This window comes from Secundilactobacillus hailunensis (assembly GCF_005405185.1).
In the GTDB taxonomy this organism is placed as follows: Bacteria; Bacillota; Bacilli; order Lactobacillales; family Lactobacillaceae; genus Secundilactobacillus; species Secundilactobacillus hailunensis.
In genome coordinates this window covers 15,554-36,644 of the sequence record NZ_BJDO01000019.1, presented here as the reverse complement: position 1 = coordinate 36,644, position 21,091 = coordinate 15,554, and the positions used below count along the sequence as shown (strand labels likewise).

Here is a 21,091-nt window from a genome sequence, read left to right as displayed (position 1 = left end):
GTAAATTATCATATTGCGTCTATAGTATACATACAATTGTTTAAAAAACCAACCGTAAAGCCGATTTTTTAAATTTTATTTTTAACCTTACATAATTTTTTTGTTATAGGACAATTATACTTCAGCAGTGCAGAATAAGCCCTCTGTAATTTAAATTCTTCAAACGACTACTTAGTGACAACGCCAACTTCAAAATTAGCTGTAATCTGCGTCAAGCCCTACTCTAAAATGCTGATCTACAAATTGACTCGTTAACTCTGTCTTGTTCACGATAACCCTCCATTACGCAATGTGTTTTGGTTTAATTTTAACAGCAAACGCCAGTAAATACGAGACGGCTAAGAACCCTGCCACGACCACGTATGGATAATGGGTGTTCATATCTAACAGAGCGCCGGACATCAAGGGTCCAATCACGTTACCCACACTGGTCAGCGACATGTTCAGCCCGTTAATCAGGCCTTGGTTCTTAGCGCTTAGCTTCGTCAGTAAGGTGGTAATTGCTGGGCGCAACAGGTCAAAGGCCGTGAAGACAAGTAGTGTGGCAATGATCACTTCAATTTTAGTGTGTGCCAAAATAATCCAGACGGTACCGGCAAAGGCAATCAAGAAGCAGAGGCGAATCAGTTTAGTTTCTTGAAAGGCCACCACCAGTCGATCAAATAACAGCACTTGAAAGAACAGCGAGATCACCCCGTTTAACGTCAGTACCAGCGCAATGTTGGCGATACTGAAGTGGAATACTTCGTTCACAAACAAACTGTAAATACTCTCGAATCCCTGCAGACCAAATGAGGAAACTAAAATCAAGACGAATAATAAGATCACCGGTTTAATCAGCAAATCATGCCAGTCACCCTTCATCTTACTTATGTCTTTTTGCAGCTGGGCCACATCGTGATTGGGTTCTTCAATTTCCGCGTCTTTAGGCAATAAAATCAGTAAAGCAATCGTACTGATAATGCCCAAGCCACCCGCAAACCAAAACGGGGTTTTATAACTGATACCGGCTAGCAGACCGCCAATCCCGGGGCCTAATATGAGACCACCGCTAAAGGCCGCCGACAGCCAACCAATAACTTTGGCTCGTTGCCTTTTAGTCGTAATGTCGGCCGCCAGCGCCATCCCAGTTGGCGTGACCATGGCAGCCGAAATACCGCCGATCACGCGGGAAACATCAAACATCGACAGGTAATTAGTCAACGCAAATAAAATTTCGGAAACGGCGTAGAGCGCCAGCCCAATCGCAATGATCGGTTTACGCCCTACTTGATCAGAAATCCGGCCAATAATGGGTGAGGCAACGAATTGCGCAAAGGCAAATAAGGCCGTCATGACACCCATATCAAAGGCCGACAGGTGCAGTTGCGTCTTTAAAAAGGGCATCACTGGAATTACCAGCCCGATACCCAGACAAACCAAGAATTCACTCAGAATTAAAATCAAGATGGCGCGTTTCACTTTTGCTGACATACGAATATACCCCTTCACGTCGTTTTTGGTCACAAGTGTTTTAGTATATCAGGTTTCTTATTATATCTCTACTGCTATTATTAGCACGAACTAAAAACGACGGTCGATTCTCAAGCGAACCGACCGTCGTTTTTAAATTATCTCTTACTTAGTGCTTTCAGCAAATTTCGTCTTGATATAGTCTGCTGAGATTTGTAGCTTTTTAAGTTCATCTTCAGTTAAGTTCAACTGTAATTGTTCCTGTACCCCATCGCGACCAACAATGGCTGGATAGGAGAGGTAAGTCCCGTATTCTTCACGATAATTGGAAACTGGTAATTCTGTCTCGGCACCACTTAAAATCGTGTTAGCTAAGTGAACCGCCGCAGTTGAAACCCCGTAATTGGTGTATTTTTTAGCATGGAACACAGTGTAGCCACCGACTTTTGCTTGGTGGTCTAATTCATCGAGGTCAAGGTGCTTCTCCTTGGCGACTTCAGTAATTGGCTTGCCCAACACGCGAACCGTGGACCAAGCCGTAAACTGTGAGTTACCGTGTTCACCTAGATTGTAGCCAACTACCGACCGTGAATCAATGTTCAATTCGGCAGCCACGGCGCGTTTCATTCGAGCGGAATCCAGCAACGTCCCAGTTCCAATGACATGATTCTTAGGCAGACCAGTGACTTCTTGATAAATAGAGGTGATCACATCCACTGGGTTAGTGATCACAACCAGCTTGCCATGGAAGCCGGATGCTTTGATCTGAGCACCGACCTTCTTAGCGGCCTCGCTGGTAAATGGTAATTCAGCAAAACGATCGTCATTCGGATTATCCTGCAACTTAATGTTACCAACAGCAGAGATAATCACATCAGCATCCGCTAATGCTGAATAATCGTTCACAACAATATTCGTATGTACTGGCAAATTAGGCATTGCATCTTCAAAATCCAAGGCATCGGCTTTCACTTTATCCTCACGTAGATCAATTAAAACTAAGTCATCCGCGAAACCGTTGGCTACAATATAGTGCGCAGCAGCTGCACCGACATTTCCCATCCCGATAATACCAATTTTTCGAGTCATGTTAAGCACCTCTATTTTCTAATTATTTGTTAATGGTATTGTTATTATACTACCATTTTTAATTGAAAGTTGCGATATTAAAAATGACCACCTTAATAGGCAGCCATTAAGAACCGGTTTAACGGTGATTATTTTGCTGATAGTAAACAATGATTCCCCAGATACCAGGGATGAGATACGCACTGGCACCCAAAAATCCTAGAACGATCAAAACAATCGGCCAGGTGAGATTTTCAACGTCATTTAGCCGCTGAATGCCATAGTAAGCGACAACTTGCAGAATAATTTTCCAAATTAAAACCGCAATTCCAGCTAGCATGCCAAGCCCAACCATCCAATGGTTCGGCCCCATCATCATACCGCCACCGATCATAGTGCCGGTCAGGTTAACCGTAAATAATCTGGTAATCCCCATGACGATCATGCCGCCAATAATTAGGACGTTTTCAAGCCACCACACGATCCAGCCCACCAGTTGCACTGAACTTTGCTGCTTCATTATGATCACCCCGCTATTGGCTTTATTTTACCGGATTATGGGATAAATACAATCCGGTTGGTGGTCTTTGATGGCCAATTTTCATGTACCGTGCTGAGCGTCAACCTGGTCACTGGTACCTGCAATATTTTATTACTGATCAATTTCAATAATCCTGGCATTTCTTTTAACATGGTTAGCATCGAAAGTGAGCCTTGACCACTACCGAGTAACGTTAAATTGGTGCTACGAAGCGCGGCACTCGGCAACGCAAAATCACCACCAGCTAACGAACCAATTTCGACCCATTTTAATGCTTGTGCGTGGTCTGTACGCTGCGTGATAATACCCATCATAACTTGCTTAGTCACATCACCCCACAGATAGTCGAGGACAACATCAACATCACTAATATCAGCCAACTGCGCTTTCAAATCACTGGCTTGTAGATTAATGGTCTGATCCGCACCAAGGGTTATCGTCTCTGCCAATGCTTGTTCATTTCGGCCAATCGCAATAATTGTCTGAGCACCAAAGTGACGACTGATTGTGACTGCCAACTTACCTGCGTTACCCGTTGCCCCAAGAATCATAACCTTTTTACCTTGAATAGCATCGACACCAAGTCGACCTTTGATCGCCATATAAGACGACAAGGCTGGATTAACCGTGGCGGCAACTACGGCTGGATCAACATCGTCAGCTAAAGGTAAGATAGCCCGGTGATCAACCAGTGTTTCTTCCGCCAATGTCCCGAATCCTGGGTGAGTGGCTACGAAGTAAACTTTTTGCCCATCTGCGGTTTCACCAGCACCATCCACGCCTGGAATCAATGGCAATTGTTGATCACTGGTATAGTGACTGCCGTTTGCTTGCATCAACACCCGTTGATTAACGCTAGCGGCTAATACCCGCAACTTCACTTCATCGTTGTTTGGTTCTGGTAAGGCAACTTTTTGAAATACGGGTGCTTGTTTAAAATCTGTTACAATTGCTGCTTTCATATTAAATAACCTCTTTTTAAGTTTAATTTGAATTTTAATTACCGGTAATGTAAAATGAGTATACAATCAATTACTGGTAATGTAAATAGATTACTAGTAATATTTTTTTGGAGGTCACTTAAATATGATTACTGAACACACCGTAATTGCCTTAAAGCAGGCGATTTCACGGATTGAAGAGCACCGTAAAGATTTTCATCACGTCCTCGAAATAGAAATGATCAACGATCCGCGATTATCTGATGAGCAACTGCTGGCTCTTAAAAAGAACCGGTTCAATCACTCAGAGGTTGAAATTCTCAGCCTCGTGAATCAGAAAACGGAACTGCCATACAAAACTTTGACCACCCAAGTCACCTTTTCACAGGGAATGTTGTCGCGTTACATCACTAAACTACTCAAAGCTAGTTTGCTGACTAAAGTGACCCTACCAGATAATAAAAAAGCCTATAATCTTAAGATTACGGCTACTGGTGCAATACTGGCAGACCTGCATGATCAGTTGCACGTTAAGGAACGCAAACTATATGCTGCAGCGTTGGCACAGTTTTCTGAGCAGGATGTAGCGACGGTACTGGCGGTTTTGAAAGCTGTAGGCGAGGTTCGGTTGGATTGAAACTTTTTAGGCTACCTAGCTGAAACGTGCTCCAAGCGGCATGCCCCGGCCATAGAAGTCAAAAAAATGATGATACCCCAGTCAAAGTTCAACTGGAGTATCATCATTTTTTCGTCTTCTATTCTGGGGCGAAACGCCGCTTGTCGCACTCTACATTCTTTCCAACCTATCAATCCTATCCTCCATCGGCGGATGGGTATCAAACAGATGAGTCAGCGATTTTTTCTTTTTCATTGGATCCGAAATATACAATGATGCACTGCTAGGATCCGCCTCTTTCATCGGTTCCGCAGTGGAAATTTTTTGCAGTGCCGAGATTAGACCTTGAGGATTACGCGTCAGTTCCACGCTGCCGGCATCCGCCAAATACTCGCGATTTCGTGACAGCGCCATCTGTGCCAGCGTTGCCGCAATCGGGCCTAAAATGACCAGCAGAATGGAAACAATCAGCATCACGATCTGTAACACACTGCCACCATTATCATCGTCATTGTCGCGACGGCTGCCACCGCCCCACCAGAAGAAATTACCTGCTAGATTGACCATACCGGTAATCGCCGCTGCCAAAGCCAGCGCAATCGTCTGCAGCCGGATATCGTAGTTGCGCACGTGGGTCATCTCATGGCCCATGACCCCTTCCAGTTCCTCACGGTTGAGCCGTTCCATAATACCAGACGTGGCTGCTACCGCGGCGTGCTGCGGATTATTGCCCGTGGCAAAGGCATTGGGGCTGGGATCATCAATGATGAATACTCGTGGCATCGGCACCCGTGCCACCATCGCCATATCTTCAACGATGTGCCAGAGCTCCGGTGCCTGCTCTTCTTTGGTAATTTCATGACCATGATTCATCGACATCACGATGTTAGTTGAATTACCGATCATGATGGCCGCGTACACACCCGCAAATACCAGAGCTAAGATGAGCCCGCCAACGTAACTATCAAAGAAGACGTACCCAATGGCGGCCCCAATGGCCAGCACTAAGATGACGAACCCGGTGAGGACATAGACGGTGCGCCGTTTATTCCGCGCAATTTGTTCGTATAGCATCTATCGTCATCCTCGCTTACTTATCAAAAGAAACTTTTGGTGCTTGTTTTTCTTCTTCGGGAACCTGTAGGTATTCACTGATTTTAAAGTGGTGAATGGAAGCCACGATGTTACTTGGGAACGATTGAATCTTCAAGTTAAAGCTGGCGACACTTGAGTTATACAGCTGCCGTGAATAGGCAATCTTGTTTTCAGTGTTAGTCAATTCTTCCATTAACTTCGTATATTCTTGGTCAGCTTTCAAATCAGGATAAGCTTCTGCCACCGCAAAAATACTCTTCAATGAATTACTCAATTGGTCAGAAACCGCCATCGTTTTTTGATGGTCGTCTCCTGAACTATTCACCAACTGATTTCTTAATCCCACTACTTTTTCCAGGGTGCTTTGTTCGTAATGGCTGTACCCTTTAACCGTTTCAATCAGGTTAGGAATCAAATCGTTCCGACGCTTTAATTGAACGTCAATTTGGCTCCATGATTCTTGAACGTAGGTCCGGCCCTTGATCAAACCGTTATAGGCGCTGATATAAATGATGATCAAAATAACAACGACTACTGCTGCGATGATCCATGCAATCATATTTATTCCTCCGTTTCGATTAACTGTAAGTTAAGTCTATTTTACCAGTTCAGCGAGTAATCACCTAATTACAACTTAATTGCAAAAAATGGCCCAGCTACTCACCGAGTCATTTGTTCATTCAATTATTAGGCCAGCCTTGTAGCACGACCTTACCGATCATGTGACCCTGCTCAACCATTTGGTGCGCCTTTTTTAAATTCTCAGCATTGATTGGCGACAACGTTTTCGTTCGCGTAGAAACCAATTTTTTGGTATCGATCAGTTGTGCGATTTGATCCAATATCTCGTGCTGCGTCACCATATCAGCGGTCTGATAATACGACTTAGAAAACATCCATTCCCAGGCAAAGGTCCCGCGTTTACGGCTCATTTTTCTCAAATTAATTGGTTCCCGATTTTCAGTAATGGATGCTATCCGGCCACCTGGCTTGATCAGCTCGCACATCTCATCCCAGTGACCATCAATGTCGTTTAAACCCAAAATGTAATCCACGTACTGAATTCCTAGTTTGCGGACTTCGGTAATCAGATCAAGGTGGTGGTTGACCACTACCTTGGCCCCGTGCGCTTTGGTCCACTTAGTAGTTTCTGGCCGCGAAGCAGTGGCAATCACTTTGAGTCCGGCCAGTCTAGCGAGTTGGGTCGCAACGGAGCCAACACCGCCAGCACCACTGATGATCAAAATCGTCTTATCGTGATTCGCCGCCACTGGTTGATTCGGATCAAAGGGAATCTGCAGCTGTTCAAATAAGGCTTCATAAGCCGTCAAACTAGTCAGTGGCATCGCGGCTACCGCATCATCCGCTAAACTAGTTGGTGCGTGGCCCACGATGCGCTCATCAACCACTTGATATTGCGCATCACTGCCCTGTCTAATGAAGGAACCGGCGTAAAAGACCCGCTCGCCAGTCTTAAATAACGTCACATCACTGCCATGATCAACAACTTCGCCAACCGCGTCCCAGCCAATGATCTTCGGTTCTTCCAGCAACTCATCGCTAGCACCACGGTCCCAGACATCAGCGGGATTCACGGAGACAGCCGCCACTTTCACCAGTAGATCATGTGGCTTCATCGTGGGAACCGGCACGGTAATGTCTAACAAACTCCTATTTTCTGTAATCGGTAGGTGTCGATCAAATCCAATTGCGCGCATTGTTTTCATACCTACTTACCCCCCTACTTAATTTTATGGTAACTTTTTAAAAATTAACTGCAAGCAATCCGCTTTAAAATCCTTTGAGGAGAGCTTAAAAGGCCACCGACACAAACTGCCAGTGACCTTTCATTATTTTATATTGAACTAGATGACACCTACCGTGTTGCCTTAGCTTGTTTCTGGAAATTGATCAAAATCAGGATAAGAGCAGTCACTGCTAAAACCGCTAGCAGGATAAAATCGTGCGCCCCACCCCGAGCTGACAGTACCGCTTGCGACAAATGTGAATTGCTATGCTGACTACTGGTCAGGATGGCAGCCATAATGGCGGTCCCAATCGAGCCCGCATATTGCTGACTGGTATTGAACGCCGCGTTGGCATCCTGCTGCAATTTACCGTCCACTTGCTTGATGCCATTGGTCATGGTGTTACCAAAGCTAAACCCAAAGCCAAGGCCAAAAATCAGGTAGAAGAAGACGATCAGCGGAATCGTCAAATGCAGACCAAAGATGGCAAACAGTACCATCGAAATCACGATCAGCGTGATCCCAAAGCGAATCGGGTAGCCAGCACCGTGTGAATCTAGCAACCGGCCGCTCATTGGCTGTACAATGCCAGAAACCAAACTGCCTAACAGGATCGCCGAACCAGCGACCAGTGAATTGGCACCAAATACCAGCTGGCTGTAATTTGGCAATAAATATGAGATTCCGATGTTCATCAACTGAATCAAGAAATAGGCCATAATGCTCAAAACGAACGTTGGTGACTTAAAAATGGTCAGGTCCAACAAGTCCCGTTCTGAATGGAATGAGTGGTAAACAAATAGTCCGATTACCACGATACCAGCGATCAAGAAACCCCAGAACTGAAGGCTGAGCCAGCCATAATTACCGGCTTCCGTGAACCCTTCAGCAATCAGGAAAAAGGAAATACCTAGTAGTATCAGGCCCAGAAAATCGAACGCATCACGACGCGTCTTCATCTTCTGTGGAATCGTGAAAGCACCCAGTAGAACGGCAACCACAACGACCGGCAAGATAAACCAGAAGATTTCACGCCAACTGAACAGGAAGGTGTTCATACCGCCATAGGTTGGTCCAAGTGACGGTGCTACACCAACCGTCATGCCGCCGATGCCCATGAACACGCCTAACCGGGAAACTGGAATCTGCTGTAAAATAATTGCAAATAACAGCGGAATCGCGTACCCCGTAGCAATTGCTTGAATCAAACGACCGATCAATAACCCGATGAAGTTAGGGGCCAGACCGCACACAAAGCTGCCCACAATAAAGGCCACTCCGGCAAAAACAAAAATACTGCGAATCTTAAAACGCCGCTGGACGAAGGCTGATGTTGCCATCGTCAGTGAAACTAATAATAAATAGCCCGTTGAAAGCCACTGAACCACACTCATAGACAGACTAAACTGCTTCATCAATGTTGGAAACGTGACGTTCATTGATGTTTCAGTCAAAACACCGCAAAACGCCAGCAATCCAGCACCAATAATGGCCAGAATTGTCTTTTTAGGAATGGCTTGATCTTCCAAAGTTAGGATCCTCTCTAATATAGTAATTCATTTGGTAAAATATAATGCCTTAACTATGATAACTCATATTAGCTTAATGAACATCATTAGTTAGCTGATTTAATCTTGTTTTTCCAACCAAAGAACCAAGCATCGAAGCAAGGATTTGCTCCTTTTAAGGTATAATTTAGTTAATAGTTTAAGGGGATGGGTTTCATTGCAAGGTAATTATTTAGTTTACGTTAAGGTTGGCTGGGTGCTCACCGCGCTCTTTTTGGCTATCTTTGGGATCAGTTACAGTTTTAACCGGGCCTGGTTACGAAACGGGATCTGGTTTAACCTCTTTTTTTACAGTTTTTGGTTAACACTGGCCATAACTATTCTTAATACAGACAATAACGCCATTATTTATCCAGTAGGCTTTTTATTTCTGTTCGTTTTATTCTGCATTGGGCTGGCCTTTGCCTTGCAAGCCATTCTACTGCTGTGGAACGCAGCCATCGTCAGGCGACGGGAGAGCCACTCGCTGGCCAATTCACTGACGCTGTATCTGGGTATCGGCATTATCTTATTGCCGTTTGTTATCAGTTTGATCAAAACGCACTTACCCATCTTTTGGGCAGACCTACTCATTACTTTTCCAGTCCTTTGTATTTTATACATGGTCTTCTGGTTTTATAACTACCTCACCGTATTAGCGCTGTATCAAGCTTATTGGCCTCGCCACAATAAGAATTTCATCATTGTGCTGGGCGCGGGATTGATGAATGGTGATCAGGTGACACCGTTACTGGGACAGCGAATCAATAAGGGCATTCAATTTTACCAACGGCAACTGCAAAAGACCGGTCACGCGCCTAAAATGATCTTTTCGGGTGGTCAAGGCGGCGATGAAACCATACCGGAGGGTGAAGCCATGCGCCAATACGCAATCACTCATGGCGTGGCTGTTAACGATGCGCTGGCTGAAACACAGTCCAAAACCACTTATGAAAATATGCTGTTTTCTAAAAAAATCATTGATGCATCACGCATTACCAAACCAAAAACCATCTTTGTAACCAATAACTACCATACCTTTCGGGCAGCAATTTTTGCCCGTTCTGCTGGGCTAAAAGCTGCTGGAATCGGCTCAAAAACGGCCGGCTTCTTTCTACCAAACGCTGTGATGCGTGAATACATTGCCCTAGTTATGCGGCAACGAAAGTTACATTTGATCATGGTTGGACTGATATTTTTGTTCTCATTATTCCTAGTGATTTTAAACTTACATTCGGCTTGGATTGCTGATTTAATCCGGGTTATTCAAGGATTTCTGAATCATCTGTAAATACAAAAGGCGGGTCACAATGGAAATTTCCATCATGACCCGCCCTTACTTTACTCAACAACAATTTTCACTTGATACCCGTTACCCGCTAATATCCGCGTCGCATTGTAAGGACCAAGCCCCTTGCGATACAGAATATAGACTGTTTTGTCTGCCGGAATTTCACTTAAGCGATCCCGTAATTCAGTCAGCGGAATTGCTAAGTCTGATGGAATCGTCCCACTGGCAGATTTGCCAGCTTCGTGAATATCTAGGAAGATACCAGCATTCCGCTCGGTCGCCGATAAATCACTGTAATGCACCGTTTGATTAGCCTGCTGTCGCTGGTTGATGCCCACGTAACCCGCCATATTTAACGGATCTCGCGGTGCTGAGTATGGCGGTGAGTACGGTAATTCAATGCTTGGCAGCTCATCGATGGTAAGGTCACCGACAATGGCAGCCGACAGTTCACCAGCGCGTTTATCCACCCCATTTTCACCAACGAACTGACCACCCAAAATTTTCCCGGTATCTGGTTCGTATAAGAGTTTGATGTTCAATCGCTTGGCATTCGGGTAGAAGTAGGCGTGGTCGTATGGTGTGATGAACAGACTAGCATAATTGGTAACGCCTGCAGCCTGTAACGTTTGTTCTGAATAACCCACCATGCTAGCGGTGTAGTTGAAGACTTTAGCCGCACTGACGCCGACAAAACCGGGGTAATGCAGTGGCTCGCCGTTCAAAATATCCGCTAATAAATGCCCTTGCCGGTTAGCGGCACTAGAAAGCAGACTGGGAATTGGCAACCTGGTAATTCGGCTAGTAGTTTCAATGACGTCACCAATCGCATAGATATCAGGAACCGAGGTCGCCAACTGATCATCCACGACAATGTGGCGATTCGCGGACAATTTAAGACCCGCATTTTCCGCCAGTTCGCTATTAGGCGTGACACCGGTAACCACCAGCAGCATATCCGTGGTCAGTACGCTGCCATCCGACAAATGGAGCTGGCGACCATGATCTTCAACTGATTTAATCGTCTCACCCAATTGAACATCGACACCATTGTTAATCAGCTCATCCTTTAGAAAACCGGTCAATTCAGGATCATAGGGCTGCATCACCTGATCTGCCTGATCTAATAGCGTCACTGACAATCCTAAGCGCTGAAAATTTTCAGAGAGTTCCACGCCAGCTGCACCAGCGCCTAGAATCGTCACGCGCTTAGGTGATTCGGCTTGAATAAACTGCTTAATGCGGTCACCATCCGCCAGACTACGCAACGTAAACGTGTTAGTTGCCTGTTCGATCCCTTTGATCGCCGGTAAAACTGGTCGGGCACCGGTTGCAAGAACCAATTTATCGTAGCTTTCTTCGTACTGTTGATCGGTGTCCAAATTGGTCACACTTAAAACATGCCGTTTTGGATCAATCGCGGTGACTTCATGACGCACCCGCACATCAATATTATTTTTCTGTTTTAAAATTTCCGGGGTGCGTTCGATCAGTGAATCACGGTCGGTAATAACACCACCTAGATAGTAAGGTAACGCGCAACTGGCAATTGAAATATGCTCGCCGCGTTCCAGGATGATAATCTCATTTTGTTCATTTAAACGCCGAAATCGGGTGGCAAATGATGGCCCACCAGCGATTCCACCAATGACGATGACTTTCATAATACAGCCTCCATTTCAAATAAGCGCTTTCATTGAATTCAGCATACTGGTTCAGTCATTGATACGCAAGCGATAAGCCCTCTGCTGCGCTTGACAAAATTAACGGATTTCGGTAGCTTTAAGTTACTTAATCGGAGCATCGTATGACGAGATAAGATGAAAATCGGACGGCAGAAGCCAGACAAGATTAGCAATAATTTTGGCTGGCTTTTTGCTTGGAAAGGATGTTTTTAATGGCTTCAAAGCGCTCTATCTGGTCGAAAAACTTTATTCTGCTGATGGCTGGCGATGCCCTACTCTTCATGGTATACAACATGCAGGTCCCCGTTTTGCCGCTTTACGGAAAATCACTGGGAATGAGTGCTTCTCAGATTGGCCTCTTCGTTGGGGCGATCATGTTCGCAGCGATGGTGGTACGGCTCTTTTCGGAACGGTTATTGCACTATTTTAAAAAGAAGACTCTGCTGATAGCTGGCGTCTTGCTCTATCTGGTAGCATCCGTCTGCTATCCGCTATTCACCGCCTTTGCCCCCCTGATTGCCTTCCGGTTGTTAAACGGGATTGGGCATGGCCTGGGGACCACTTACTTTGCCACCGCCGCAGCCGATGAACTGCCATTAAATCGCATGGGCGAAGGCATTGGCTACTTTGGTATCAGCAGTATGTTTTCTGCTTCCATAGCACCCCTAGTAGCCTTACCGATTGCTCAAAAGATCTCCTTTAACGCCTTTTTTCTGACCTGCATTATCATATTAATACTGGCAATGGGCATGCTGACCTTTATCAAGCCTAAGGTTAAACCGGTTATCGTCACTAAGAAAATTCGGCTAGCCGGTATTCAAAAGGATTTTTTGCCCCAATCACTGCTGATCTTCTGCCTAGGTTTAATTCAAAGCGGCGTACTTTCCTACATTACTTTATTCGCTGGTATACGTCACGTTCACGGCACGGCCTGGTTCTTCTTTACCGCTGCTATCGTGGGCGTCGTTTTACGGCCAATCGTGGGGAATCTGTTCGACCAACAAGGACCATTTTTCGTGATGCTGCCAAGCGTGGTCGGCCTGATCATTAGTTTTATCCTCATCTGTACGCTGCAGAGTCAGTGGCAGCTCATTTTAGCCGGCGTTTTCTTTGGGGCGGCCGATGGTGCGATCTTTCCTACTGTACAATCATGGGTTCTGAAAGCAGCTGGTAACGAACGCCGTGAATCAGCCACTGGCCAGTTTTTGAACTGCTATGATTTTGGCATGGGAATCGGCGCTTATCTCCTGGGAAAAATTATCGATTTCAGCAATTACACCACCATGTTTCAAGTGATGCTATATTTCACCATTGCTTACTTATTCTTAACGCTGTTCTACGCGCGTCGAAAAGTATAAATCTGAAAACACAAAAGGACGTTCACCTATCAGTCATAAACTGATAAGTGAACGTCCTTTAATCTGTGGCAACAAACCGTTTAATCACTGTTTTGATTAAGCAGTCACCGCCGCCTTTTCACTAATTTTAATCGTGCCATCTACTAGGTCAGCTTGTAGGTGTTTAACATCCAAGTGATCCAGATAGAAATCGGTAACCTTGTCACGAATCTGCTGTTCAATGACCCGACGCAGTGGTCGTGCGCCCATGGCTTCATCGTAGCCTTCAGTCATCAACCAGTTCTTCGCATCGTCGGATACCGTCAAAGTAATGTCCTTCTTGGCCAACGTCTTGTTCACATCGTCTAACAGCAGGTCAACGATTTGACTCAGATCATCCTTAGTCAAATGACTGAACTGGACGATACCGTTGAACCGATTCAAGAATTCTGGTCTGAAGTAAGGTGCCAAACGATCGGATAGGCTCTCGTCCTTATCCTTATCGCCAGTCAATGCTTCATTACCAAAGCCAGCGTTAGAGGTGGCGATGATGATCGTGTTCTTAAAGTTGACTACGTTACCCTGGCCATCTGTCAACCGGCCGTCGTCCATAACTTGCAGCAACAGGGTCAAAACTTGCGGATCCGCCTTTTCAATTTCATCTAGTAAAACGATTGAGTATGGATTACGACGAACCTGTTCAGTTAAGGTGTTGCCGTTATCTTCGTAGCCAACGTAACCGGCACTGGTCCCAATTAATTTAGAAACCGCGGTCCGATCACTGTATTCACTCATGTCCAACCGGATGATGGCATCCTTATTACCAAACATATCTAAGGCTAACTGCTTGGCTAATTCCGTCTTCCCAACACCAGTCGGACCGACGAACAGGAAGCTGCCAATTGGCCGATTACCTTCGTCAAAGCCAGCCCGGTTACGCCGAATAGCTCGAGCAACCATATCCACGGCTTCATCTTGGCCGATGACCTTAGCCTTTAACCGCTTAGCCACGCCCTTCAGTCGTTGAATATCGTTGGTACCCATCTTAGCCACTGGAATCCCAGTCAACCGTTGAACTGATTCGGCCACATCGTTAGGCGTTGCAACTACCTTATTTTCGGTGCTGTCATCCGTATTCTTGATCTGGGCTTGGAGCTTATCGACTTGTTCCTTAGCTTTGGCTGCTTTTTCGTAATCTTCAGCTTTAGCCGCGTCTTTCTTCGTCTTTTCGGCCGTCTTCAACTGTTCTTTCAGACTGGCTTCATCCGTACCGGCATTGCCAGCCGCCAAATGAGCCGCGGTCATGTCGATCAGATCGATAGCCTTATCTGGTAAAGTCCGTTGCGGCATATATTGAACGGAATAGTCAACAGCCGCTTTCAAAACATCCTCTGGTAACGTGACGTGATGGTGCTTTTCGTAGAGACCTTTGACCCCTTTAAGAATTTCCAAGGTCGTGGCCGGTGATGGTTCATTGATCGTCACATCGTTAAACCGACGAGCTAACGCCGTGTCCTTTAAAATGGTGTTGCGATATTCATCCTGAGTCGTGGCCCCAATTACGGTAATGTCACCACGGGAAAGTGATGGCTTAATGATGTCAGCCAGCCCTTTGCCGCCGTCTTCACCACCGGTAGAGCCGATGCCTAAGATCTGATGAATTTCATCGAAGAACAGGATCACGTTGCCGGCAGCCTTTACTTCTTTAACTAGGTTTTTAATGTTGTCTTCAAATGAACCCCGGAGCTGAGTCCCAGCTTCCAGTGAGGACAGATCGATGGACCAGATTTCTTTACCTTGCACGGCTTCAGGAACTTTACCGTCCGCAATCGCCTGTGCCAAGCCTTCAACCACGGCAGTTTTACCGACACCAGCATCACCAACTAAGATTGGATTGTTCTTGATCCGCCGACTTAAGATCTCGGCAGTTTCTTGAATTTCCTTATCCCGGCCGATAACTGGATCTAGTAGACCATCACGGGCTTCTTGGGTCAGGTTACGCCCTAACTTTTCCAAAATACCACCTTTTTTAACCGCGTGGTCACCGGCATCATTCACTGGAATTTCGTGTTGGCGATCTGGTAACTTGCCAGTTGCCCGGTATTGAGCAAACTCGTCAGGCGTTAATTCATGCCCGTTTACTTCGTAGCGCGCAGATTCACCGTTGCCCATCTGTCGAAAAAGGTTGTTAAACATATCATCCATATTGTTATTGAAGAATGGATCGTTAAAATTATTTGCCATATTTCTTGCACCCCCATATGATTTGACACCCAAGCGCAACGCAAAGGCACCGTCTGGTCGACGGTGCCTCGCTGATTGCTATTAAGTTGGTTAGTCTAGTCAGTCGAGGCGGATAAGGAAATGATATCAAACACAAGTCTGATATAGTTCCTTTATCCCCGCCAACAATTGTATAGTATCACATTTTTATCACTCGTGCAAGCAGAGTGCTAAAATATTTTTCATTTATTTTAGTAACCATATTCGTTATAATAAACCCGTGTAGTGAAACGCTTACAAGGAGGATTCATATGTCAAATACAGTTAAAATCGGTAAATCAGAAGTAACCTCAACACCATTAGGCCTCGGGACCAATGCTGTTGGTGGGTATAATTTATTCCCCAATTTAAATGATGACGACGGTTTAAACATCGTTAAAACGGGAATCGAAAACGGCATTACTTTGCTAGATACAGCTTACGTCTACGGTCTGGGCCATTCTGAAGAGTTAGTGGGTCAAGCCATCAAGGACTTCGACCGCCACAAGTTGGTCATTGCCACTAAGGGTGCTCAGGATATGTCAACGGGCGAAGAAGTTGTTCGCAACGATCCTAAGTTCATCACGCAGCAGGTTGAAAACAGCCTGAAACGGCTGGGTACGGATTACATTGATATTTACTACCTGCACTTCCCAGATAAGGACACCCCTAAAGCAGAAGCCGTGGGTGCCCTGGAGTGCTTGCGTGAACAAGGCAAGATCCGCGCCATTGGGGTCTCGAATTTCAGTCTGGATCAGATTAAAGAAGCCAATGCTGACGGTTACGTTGACGTAGTCGAGGATCAATTCAGTCTGGTTCACCAAGACTTAGGTGCGGAAACACTACCTTATTTAAAGCAGAACAATATTAGCTTTGTTCCTTACTTCCCATTGGCAAGTGGCTTGCTGACTGGCAAGTACCAACGCGATGTTAGTTTCCCGAAAGACGACATTCGCAGCGGGATGCCGATCTTCCAAGAACCCCTGTATAGCCAAATCTTAAAAGCGGTTGATACAGTTCGGCCAATTGCTGAAGCTCACGACGCTACGGTAGCGCAAACTGTTTTGGCTTGGTACATCAAGGACCCACTCATTAGTGTGGTCATTCCAGGTGCCAAGAAGCCAGATCAAGTCGCTGCTAACGCTAAAGCACTGACCGTTGAACTCACCGATGCAGAATATCAAACGATTGAAACAGCATTTAGTACTTTTAAATAAGTAAACTAGTAAAGAAGCGTTGCCTGAACTTTCAGGTAACGCTTCTTTACGCTCTTCAGCTAATTTTAGTTACGTGGCGCATCTCCGATAACGATACCGGTGGCTGATCTGCCAAATAAACGGCATCGTCTTCGTAACCGATAACTGGACCCGTTAAATCTGGCACAAACTCACCGTTAGGATTACGAGCATTCAACTGAATGCTGACGCGCTTCCCATTGGCGTAGGCATCACTCAAAATGGCCGACATCTCTTCCAGCGATTGCTGCGTCTTAGCGGGATGTTTAACCGCTTCTTGTCGCGCTTGTTTTTTCAGTGCTGCCGTGTGATCTGACAGGTAAAAGCCCTGCCATTTAACGACACCGCGGTCTTGATAATCGTGGTCAAAGAAGCGTTGAACCAGTACATCGTCATCAATTTGCTTTAATTTACTCATCGTTTAATCGCCTGAATTGAATGCGTTGCTGACTGGTCGGCCAGCGCTGTCCCGTAAAACCGACAAATTCAAAACTGAGTTGCGTATGGTCACGCAGCCCCTGAATAAGCTGTTCAAGATAAGTCAACGAATAGTTGCGAACTGAATGCAGTGGCTGTGACTTTAACCGCCGATTACGGTGCTGATAGTTCAAAAAGAAATTATAGGTTTGATCATACGGATCATTGGCAATTACGACTTGGTAGCGGACCTGATCTTGGCGTTTAAAACCGGCATCCAGCCGTGTCGTGATCAGTTTTAAATCATTATTCATAAGCGTTGCCTCCATTATGACCGCCAACCAGCGAAGCTCGGCTGATGGCCGTGCCACCGTGCATGAGGCTGCTGGCGTAAACTAATTTGGTAAACCCAAACTGGTCTCGGATATCATCCACGACATGATCTGCTTTTACCCGCTTGATCTGATTTTTAGCCGGTTCAAAAAAGTTTAGTTGCAAGCCAGTTGCTGGACTAAGTCGGCTGGTATAAACGGCCAGGTTGCGAATCGCTTGCCCCTGCCAATGCTGGTGAAAGATCTGCAACAGCGCTTGGCTAATGACGACATTTTGATCAGTCGGTACGATCCGCAGTTCTTGATGAAACCCACTACGACCATCCGCTTCGCTAGCAGCGTAAGAAAAGCCAACTCCCAGTGAAATACAGCCAGCTAATTTGTGATGATGCCGCAATCTGGCTGCCACCTGTTCGCCAACTTCCTTGATCACGGTTTCAATTTCCGCCTGCTGCACGTAATCACGTGGCAAGACCTGCGAGTTTCCCAGACTGGCGTTCTTGGGTCCGCGCCGTTTACGCAGCTGTGACCGGTCGATCCCCCAAGCTAGCGCAAATAACTGCTGACCCATTAAGCCCATTTCCGCATTCAATTGATAAGGATCAACGTGCGCCAATTCATACATATTATGAATCCCCAAACGATTCAGATGTTTGGCAGTCCGCTTACCGATACTCCAAACATCGGTCAATTGATCAACCGGCCAAATGGTTTTCGGAACAGTATCATAATGAATCTCACCAATTAAATCCGGTGTGTGCTTAGCGTATAGATCCAGCGCTAATTTCGCCTGCAGCGGATTATCACCAATACCAACCGTGGTATATAATCCCAGTTCCCGGCGGACGGTTTTTTGAATTCGAACGGCTACCTCTCGCGGTGTTTGACCAAATAACTGCCACGAGTGCGTGACATCAAGAATCGATTCGTCAATCGAATATGGCATCAAATCCTCATTGGCGACGAAGCGGCGAAAAATATCATTGATCTGCAAATTACGTTTGATGTATAAATTCATCCGTGGCGGGACCACCATTAACTGGGGGTCTTGCGGTACCTCGCGCTGACGAGAAACGTTCGCCTGCAGATGATAGCGTAACTTGGCTTCCGGTGACGTTGCCAACACTAGACCGCCATTGGTATTATCGGCTTCGCTCATCACAACTAAGGTTACCTTTAAGGGATTAAGCCCCCGTGCCACCGCTTCAACGCTGGCATAGAAGGACTTATTATCAATTAAGAAAAAGACACCATGAGGTTCATTTTGATAATTCATCATGCTCACCTCGAACGTATGTTTGACTACATTATACAAACACACGTTCGTATTTGGCAAGCTTTTATTTTATCTTTCGGTCCCTAATTTCGAAGCTACCGTAAATTCGTACTATAATAAGAGTAACAATTAAATATTGGAGGGTAATCATATGTCAGATGATAAACCATTTATGAAGGACGCCCGTGTCACTTTTCCTAGTGGGACGTTAACGTTGACTGAACTGCAGCAAATATTTAAAACACTTCCTTTCGAATTAGATCTGGTCGATGCTAACGACCGTTTCGGCTGGTACTCGGATCAACCCAACCGAAATCACGTGCGTTCCAAGGATCAGCTTGGCAAAACGCTGGCAGAAATTCATCCAGCTAAGATCCTCCCTGCTATCAAATCACTCATCGAAAGCTTTAAAGCTGGTAAGCGGGATTCAATGACCATTCCCAGCACGCAAAAGGGCCATAAGATCATGACGACTTATTACGCGTTGCACGATGACGCTGGCACTTACCTCGGAACGCTGGAGTGTACCGCCAACGTTGATCAAATTTTAGCAATGTCTGGAAACGGTGCGTTTGACGCCATTTCCGGTGCATCATCTAAGCCGGATAAACCAGCTCACACGGCTGATGCCACAACGGGAGCTTCCGCCAAGCCGAAGATGCCTGACAATATCGATACCACTACGGGTGCCTCACAACAACCAAAATAAGCATTAAAAACGCCATTCAAATATCAGAATGACGTTTTTTATTGACTAGATCAGTTAGTGAAAAATGTAATAAATTATCAGTTTACACCCCACAGTGCTAAATCCGTGAAAATCCATTTAAAGACCGTCATTATCGCATTTCAAAGCTCTTTCATACATGACCAACAAAGCCATAAAAGGGACAAGTGAAGTAAAAAAGTCTATACTTATAGTATAAGTCTGAAAATGAAAGTGGAGGTCACCATGGATAAACAAAATAAAATTGACATCCTAACGCACTTGGTGCAAATTGATTCGGCTAATGACCATGAAAAGAAGGTCGCAGATTACTTAGAAAAGCTACTCACGGATCACGGCATCACGGTCAAGCAAGTTGAAACGTCTAAGGGGCGCAATAACCTGATTGCTGAACTTGGCAAGCCAGACGCCACACCCGTCTTTGCCTTTGCCGGCCACATGGATACTGTCAGTTTCGGTGATTTAGACGACTGGGCACATGACCCGTTGTCAGCCGAGATCCACGGTGACCGTCTTTACGGCCGTGGCAGTGCTGATATGAAGGGTAATTTAGCTGCTATGGTCATCGCTATGATTGACCTAGCAGACAGCAAGACTAAAATTCCCGGCCGGATTCGTCTATTAGCAACGGTTGGCGAAGAATACGGTGCTGCCGGTTCTAAACAGTTGACTGAACAGGGTGAAGTCGATGACGTTGACGGCATGATCATTGGTGAACCAACCAGTGGCGACGTGGTATACGCCCACAATGGTTCGCTGAATTACACCGTTACTTCAGAAGGTACGCCAGTTCACAGTTCCATTCCAGAACAAGGCGTGAACGCTTTGACCAATTTGGTTAAGTTTGTGAATGCCGAAGCTGACCTGTTTACCGATGTGAAGCCCAGCAAGGAAGTTGGCCCACTGGTTCACAGTATCACCATCTTTAACAGTGGCGATCAAGTGAACACGATTCCCGGCCACGCGGAACTGCAAGGTAACATCCGCGCCACACCTGAATTTGGTAACGGCGCCGTCATCAAGCGGTTGAACATGATCACCCGTGGTCTGAATTCTGCCCCCGGTGCCGACCTGTCCTTTAACGTGGACATGTCCTTTGATCCAATGGTCACCGATAAGGAAGACCCACTGGTTCAATTGGCGCAGACCGAATCCAGCAAAGCCCTTAACCGGGAAGTTGAATTGAAGGTCATCCACGGTGCTACTGATGCTTCAGAATACCGGAAAGCAGAAAACCAATTTCCAATCATCGTCATGGGTGCTGGTGACTGGGAGAACGCGCACAAGATGAACGAATACATTGAACTCAGCCAGTTCTTAGTGATGGATGACGTTTATAAAGAAGTTGCTTTAAAGGCTTTGAAAGAATTGAAAAAGAAATAATGAACTGCATTTAGTGTTGATGAGAAATCATCAGCACTTTTTTTGCGTTCCAGATAATCTTTTATCACAAAAGGGTCCTCAGAGTTATTTCCAACTTTGAGAACCCTATTAAATTCAGTTTCATTTATAAACAGATTG

General features: G+C 45.7%; 19 protein-coding genes. 6 read left to right on the top strand and 13 right to left on the bottom strand.

Features of this window, described 5'->3' with window-relative positions; genetic code table 11:
• Window positions 1-282: 282 nt before the first annotated feature.
• From FFM73_RS06700 to FFM73_RS06685, 4 genes are all read right to left on the bottom strand, one after another.
• Complete coding sequence (locus FFM73_RS06700) at window positions 283-1,473, bottom strand: MFS transporter (protein ID WP_137631004.1); 1,191 nt, start codon at window positions 1,471-1,473, stop codon at window positions 283-285.
• Window positions 1,474-1,617: 144 nt separating this feature from the next.
• Window positions 1,618-2,541 (bottom strand): L-lactate dehydrogenase, encoded by a 924-nt coding sequence (locus FFM73_RS06695; protein ID WP_137631003.1) that lies wholly within the window; start codon window positions 2,539-2,541, stop codon window positions 1,618-1,620.
• 118 nt (window positions 2,542-2,659) lie between these two features.
• The gene (locus FFM73_RS06690) at window positions 2,660-3,040 is read right to left on the bottom strand and encodes a hypothetical protein (RefSeq protein WP_137631002.1); all 381 of its coding nucleotides are present in this window, start codon (window positions 3,038-3,040) and stop codon (window positions 2,660-2,662) included.
• 35 nt (window positions 3,041-3,075) lie between these two features.
• Window positions 3,076-4,023 carry a quinone oxidoreductase family protein gene (locus FFM73_RS06685; RefSeq protein WP_137631001.1) on the bottom strand — a complete coding sequence of 316 codons (948 nt, stop codon included), beginning with the start codon at window positions 4,021-4,023 and terminating at the stop codon, window positions 3,076-3,078.
• Between the two features lie 124 nt (window positions 4,024-4,147).
• Here FFM73_RS06685 and FFM73_RS06680 point away from each other — a divergent pair, with 124 nt between their 5' ends.
• Window positions 4,148-4,639 (top strand): MarR family transcriptional regulator, encoded by a 492-nt coding sequence (locus tag FFM73_RS06680; RefSeq protein ID WP_137631000.1) that lies wholly within the window; start codon window positions 4,148-4,150, stop codon window positions 4,637-4,639.
• A gap of 150 nt (window positions 4,640-4,789) precedes the next feature.
• Here FFM73_RS06680 and htpX read toward each other — a convergent pair whose 3' ends face one another.
• The 4 genes from htpX to FFM73_RS06660 form a co-directional block, all read right to left on the bottom strand.
• Window positions 4,790-5,692, bottom strand: coding sequence for a zinc metalloprotease HtpX (gene htpX, locus FFM73_RS06675; RefSeq protein WP_137630999.1), 903 nt, complete (start codon window positions 5,690-5,692; stop codon window positions 4,790-4,792).
• Window positions 5,693-5,708: 16 nt separating this feature from the next.
• Window positions 5,709-6,272, bottom strand: a complete 564-nt coding sequence (locus FFM73_RS06670) for a LemA family protein (protein ID WP_137630998.1) — start codon at window positions 6,270-6,272, stop codon at window positions 5,709-5,711.
• 121 nt (window positions 6,273-6,393) lie between these two features.
• A complete protein-coding gene (locus FFM73_RS06665; protein ID WP_137631008.1) occupies window positions 6,394-7,431 on the bottom strand; it encodes a zinc-binding alcohol dehydrogenase family protein in 1,038 nt (345 codons plus the stop codon).
• A gap of 158 nt (window positions 7,432-7,589) precedes the next feature.
• Entirely contained in the window at window positions 7,590-8,990 is a 1,401-nt protein-coding gene (locus FFM73_RS06660) for a DHA2 family efflux MFS transporter permease subunit (protein ID WP_171001228.1), read from the bottom strand.
• A gap of 196 nt (window positions 8,991-9,186) precedes the next feature.
• On the opposite strand from FFM73_RS06660, the gene FFM73_RS06655 reads away from it, so the two are divergent.
• Window positions 9,187-10,299 (top strand): YdcF family protein, encoded by a 1,113-nt coding sequence (locus FFM73_RS06655; protein WP_137630996.1) that lies wholly within the window; start codon window positions 9,187-9,189, stop codon window positions 10,297-10,299.
• A gap of 50 nt (window positions 10,300-10,349) precedes the next feature.
• Here the strand turns inward: FFM73_RS06655 and FFM73_RS06650 are convergent, their stop codons facing one another.
• Window positions 10,350-11,963: an FAD-dependent oxidoreductase gene (locus tag FFM73_RS06650; protein ID WP_137630995.1), complete on the bottom strand. Its 1,614-nt coding sequence runs from the start codon at window positions 11,961-11,963 to the stop codon at window positions 10,350-10,352.
• 233 nt (window positions 11,964-12,196) lie between these two features.
• On the opposite strand from FFM73_RS06650, the gene FFM73_RS06645 reads away from it, so the two are divergent.
• Window positions 12,197-13,342 carry an MFS transporter gene (locus FFM73_RS06645; protein WP_171001227.1) on the top strand — a complete coding sequence of 382 codons (1,146 nt, stop codon included), beginning with the start codon at window positions 12,197-12,199 and terminating at the stop codon, window positions 13,340-13,342.
• A gap of 96 nt (window positions 13,343-13,438) precedes the next feature.
• Here the strand turns inward: FFM73_RS06645 and FFM73_RS06640 are convergent, their stop codons facing one another.
• Window positions 13,439-15,565: an AAA family ATPase gene (locus tag FFM73_RS06640; RefSeq protein ID WP_137630993.1), complete on the bottom strand. Its 2,127-nt coding sequence runs from the start codon at window positions 15,563-15,565 to the stop codon at window positions 13,439-13,441.
• A gap of 290 nt (window positions 15,566-15,855) precedes the next feature.
• Here FFM73_RS06640 and FFM73_RS06635 point away from each other — a divergent pair, with 290 nt between their 5' ends.
• On the top strand, window positions 15,856-16,800 hold the full coding sequence (locus FFM73_RS06635) for an aldo/keto reductase (RefSeq protein WP_137630992.1): 945 nt from the start codon (window positions 15,856-15,858) through the stop codon (window positions 16,798-16,800).
• A 55-nt stretch (window positions 16,801-16,855) separates the two neighbouring features.
• On the opposite strand, the gene FFM73_RS06630 is transcribed toward FFM73_RS06635, so the two are convergent.
• The 3 genes from FFM73_RS06630 to FFM73_RS06620 are packed head-to-tail and all read right to left on the bottom strand — an operon-like array spanning window position 16,856 to window position 18,843.
• Window positions 16,856-17,236 (bottom strand): hypothetical protein, encoded by a 381-nt coding sequence (locus FFM73_RS06630; protein ID WP_137630991.1) that lies wholly within the window; start codon window positions 17,234-17,236, stop codon window positions 16,856-16,858.
• Entirely contained in the window at window positions 17,229-17,549 is a 321-nt protein-coding gene (locus FFM73_RS06625) for an acetyl-CoA carboxylase (RefSeq protein WP_235874470.1), read from the bottom strand. Before FFM73_RS06625 ends, FFM73_RS06630 begins: the two co-directional genes overlap by 8 nt.
• Window positions 17,542-18,843 (bottom strand): Y-family DNA polymerase, encoded by a 1,302-nt coding sequence (locus FFM73_RS06620; RefSeq protein WP_137630989.1) that lies wholly within the window; start codon window positions 18,841-18,843, stop codon window positions 17,542-17,544. The genes FFM73_RS06625 and FFM73_RS06620 overlap by 8 nt, the downstream gene beginning before the upstream one ends.
• A 151-nt stretch (window positions 18,844-18,994) precedes the next feature.
• Here FFM73_RS06620 and FFM73_RS06615 point away from each other — a divergent pair, with 151 nt between their 5' ends.
• Window positions 18,995-19,552, top strand: a complete 558-nt coding sequence (locus FFM73_RS06615; RefSeq protein WP_137630988.1) for a PAS domain-containing protein — start codon at window positions 18,995-18,997, stop codon at window positions 19,550-19,552.
• Window positions 19,553-19,795: 243 nt separating this feature from the next.
• The gene (locus FFM73_RS06610) at window positions 19,796-20,953 is read left to right on the top strand and encodes an ArgE/DapE family deacylase (RefSeq protein ID WP_137630987.1); all 1,158 of its coding nucleotides are present in this window, start codon (window positions 19,796-19,798) and stop codon (window positions 20,951-20,953) included.
• Window positions 20,954-21,091 lie beyond the last annotated feature (138 nt).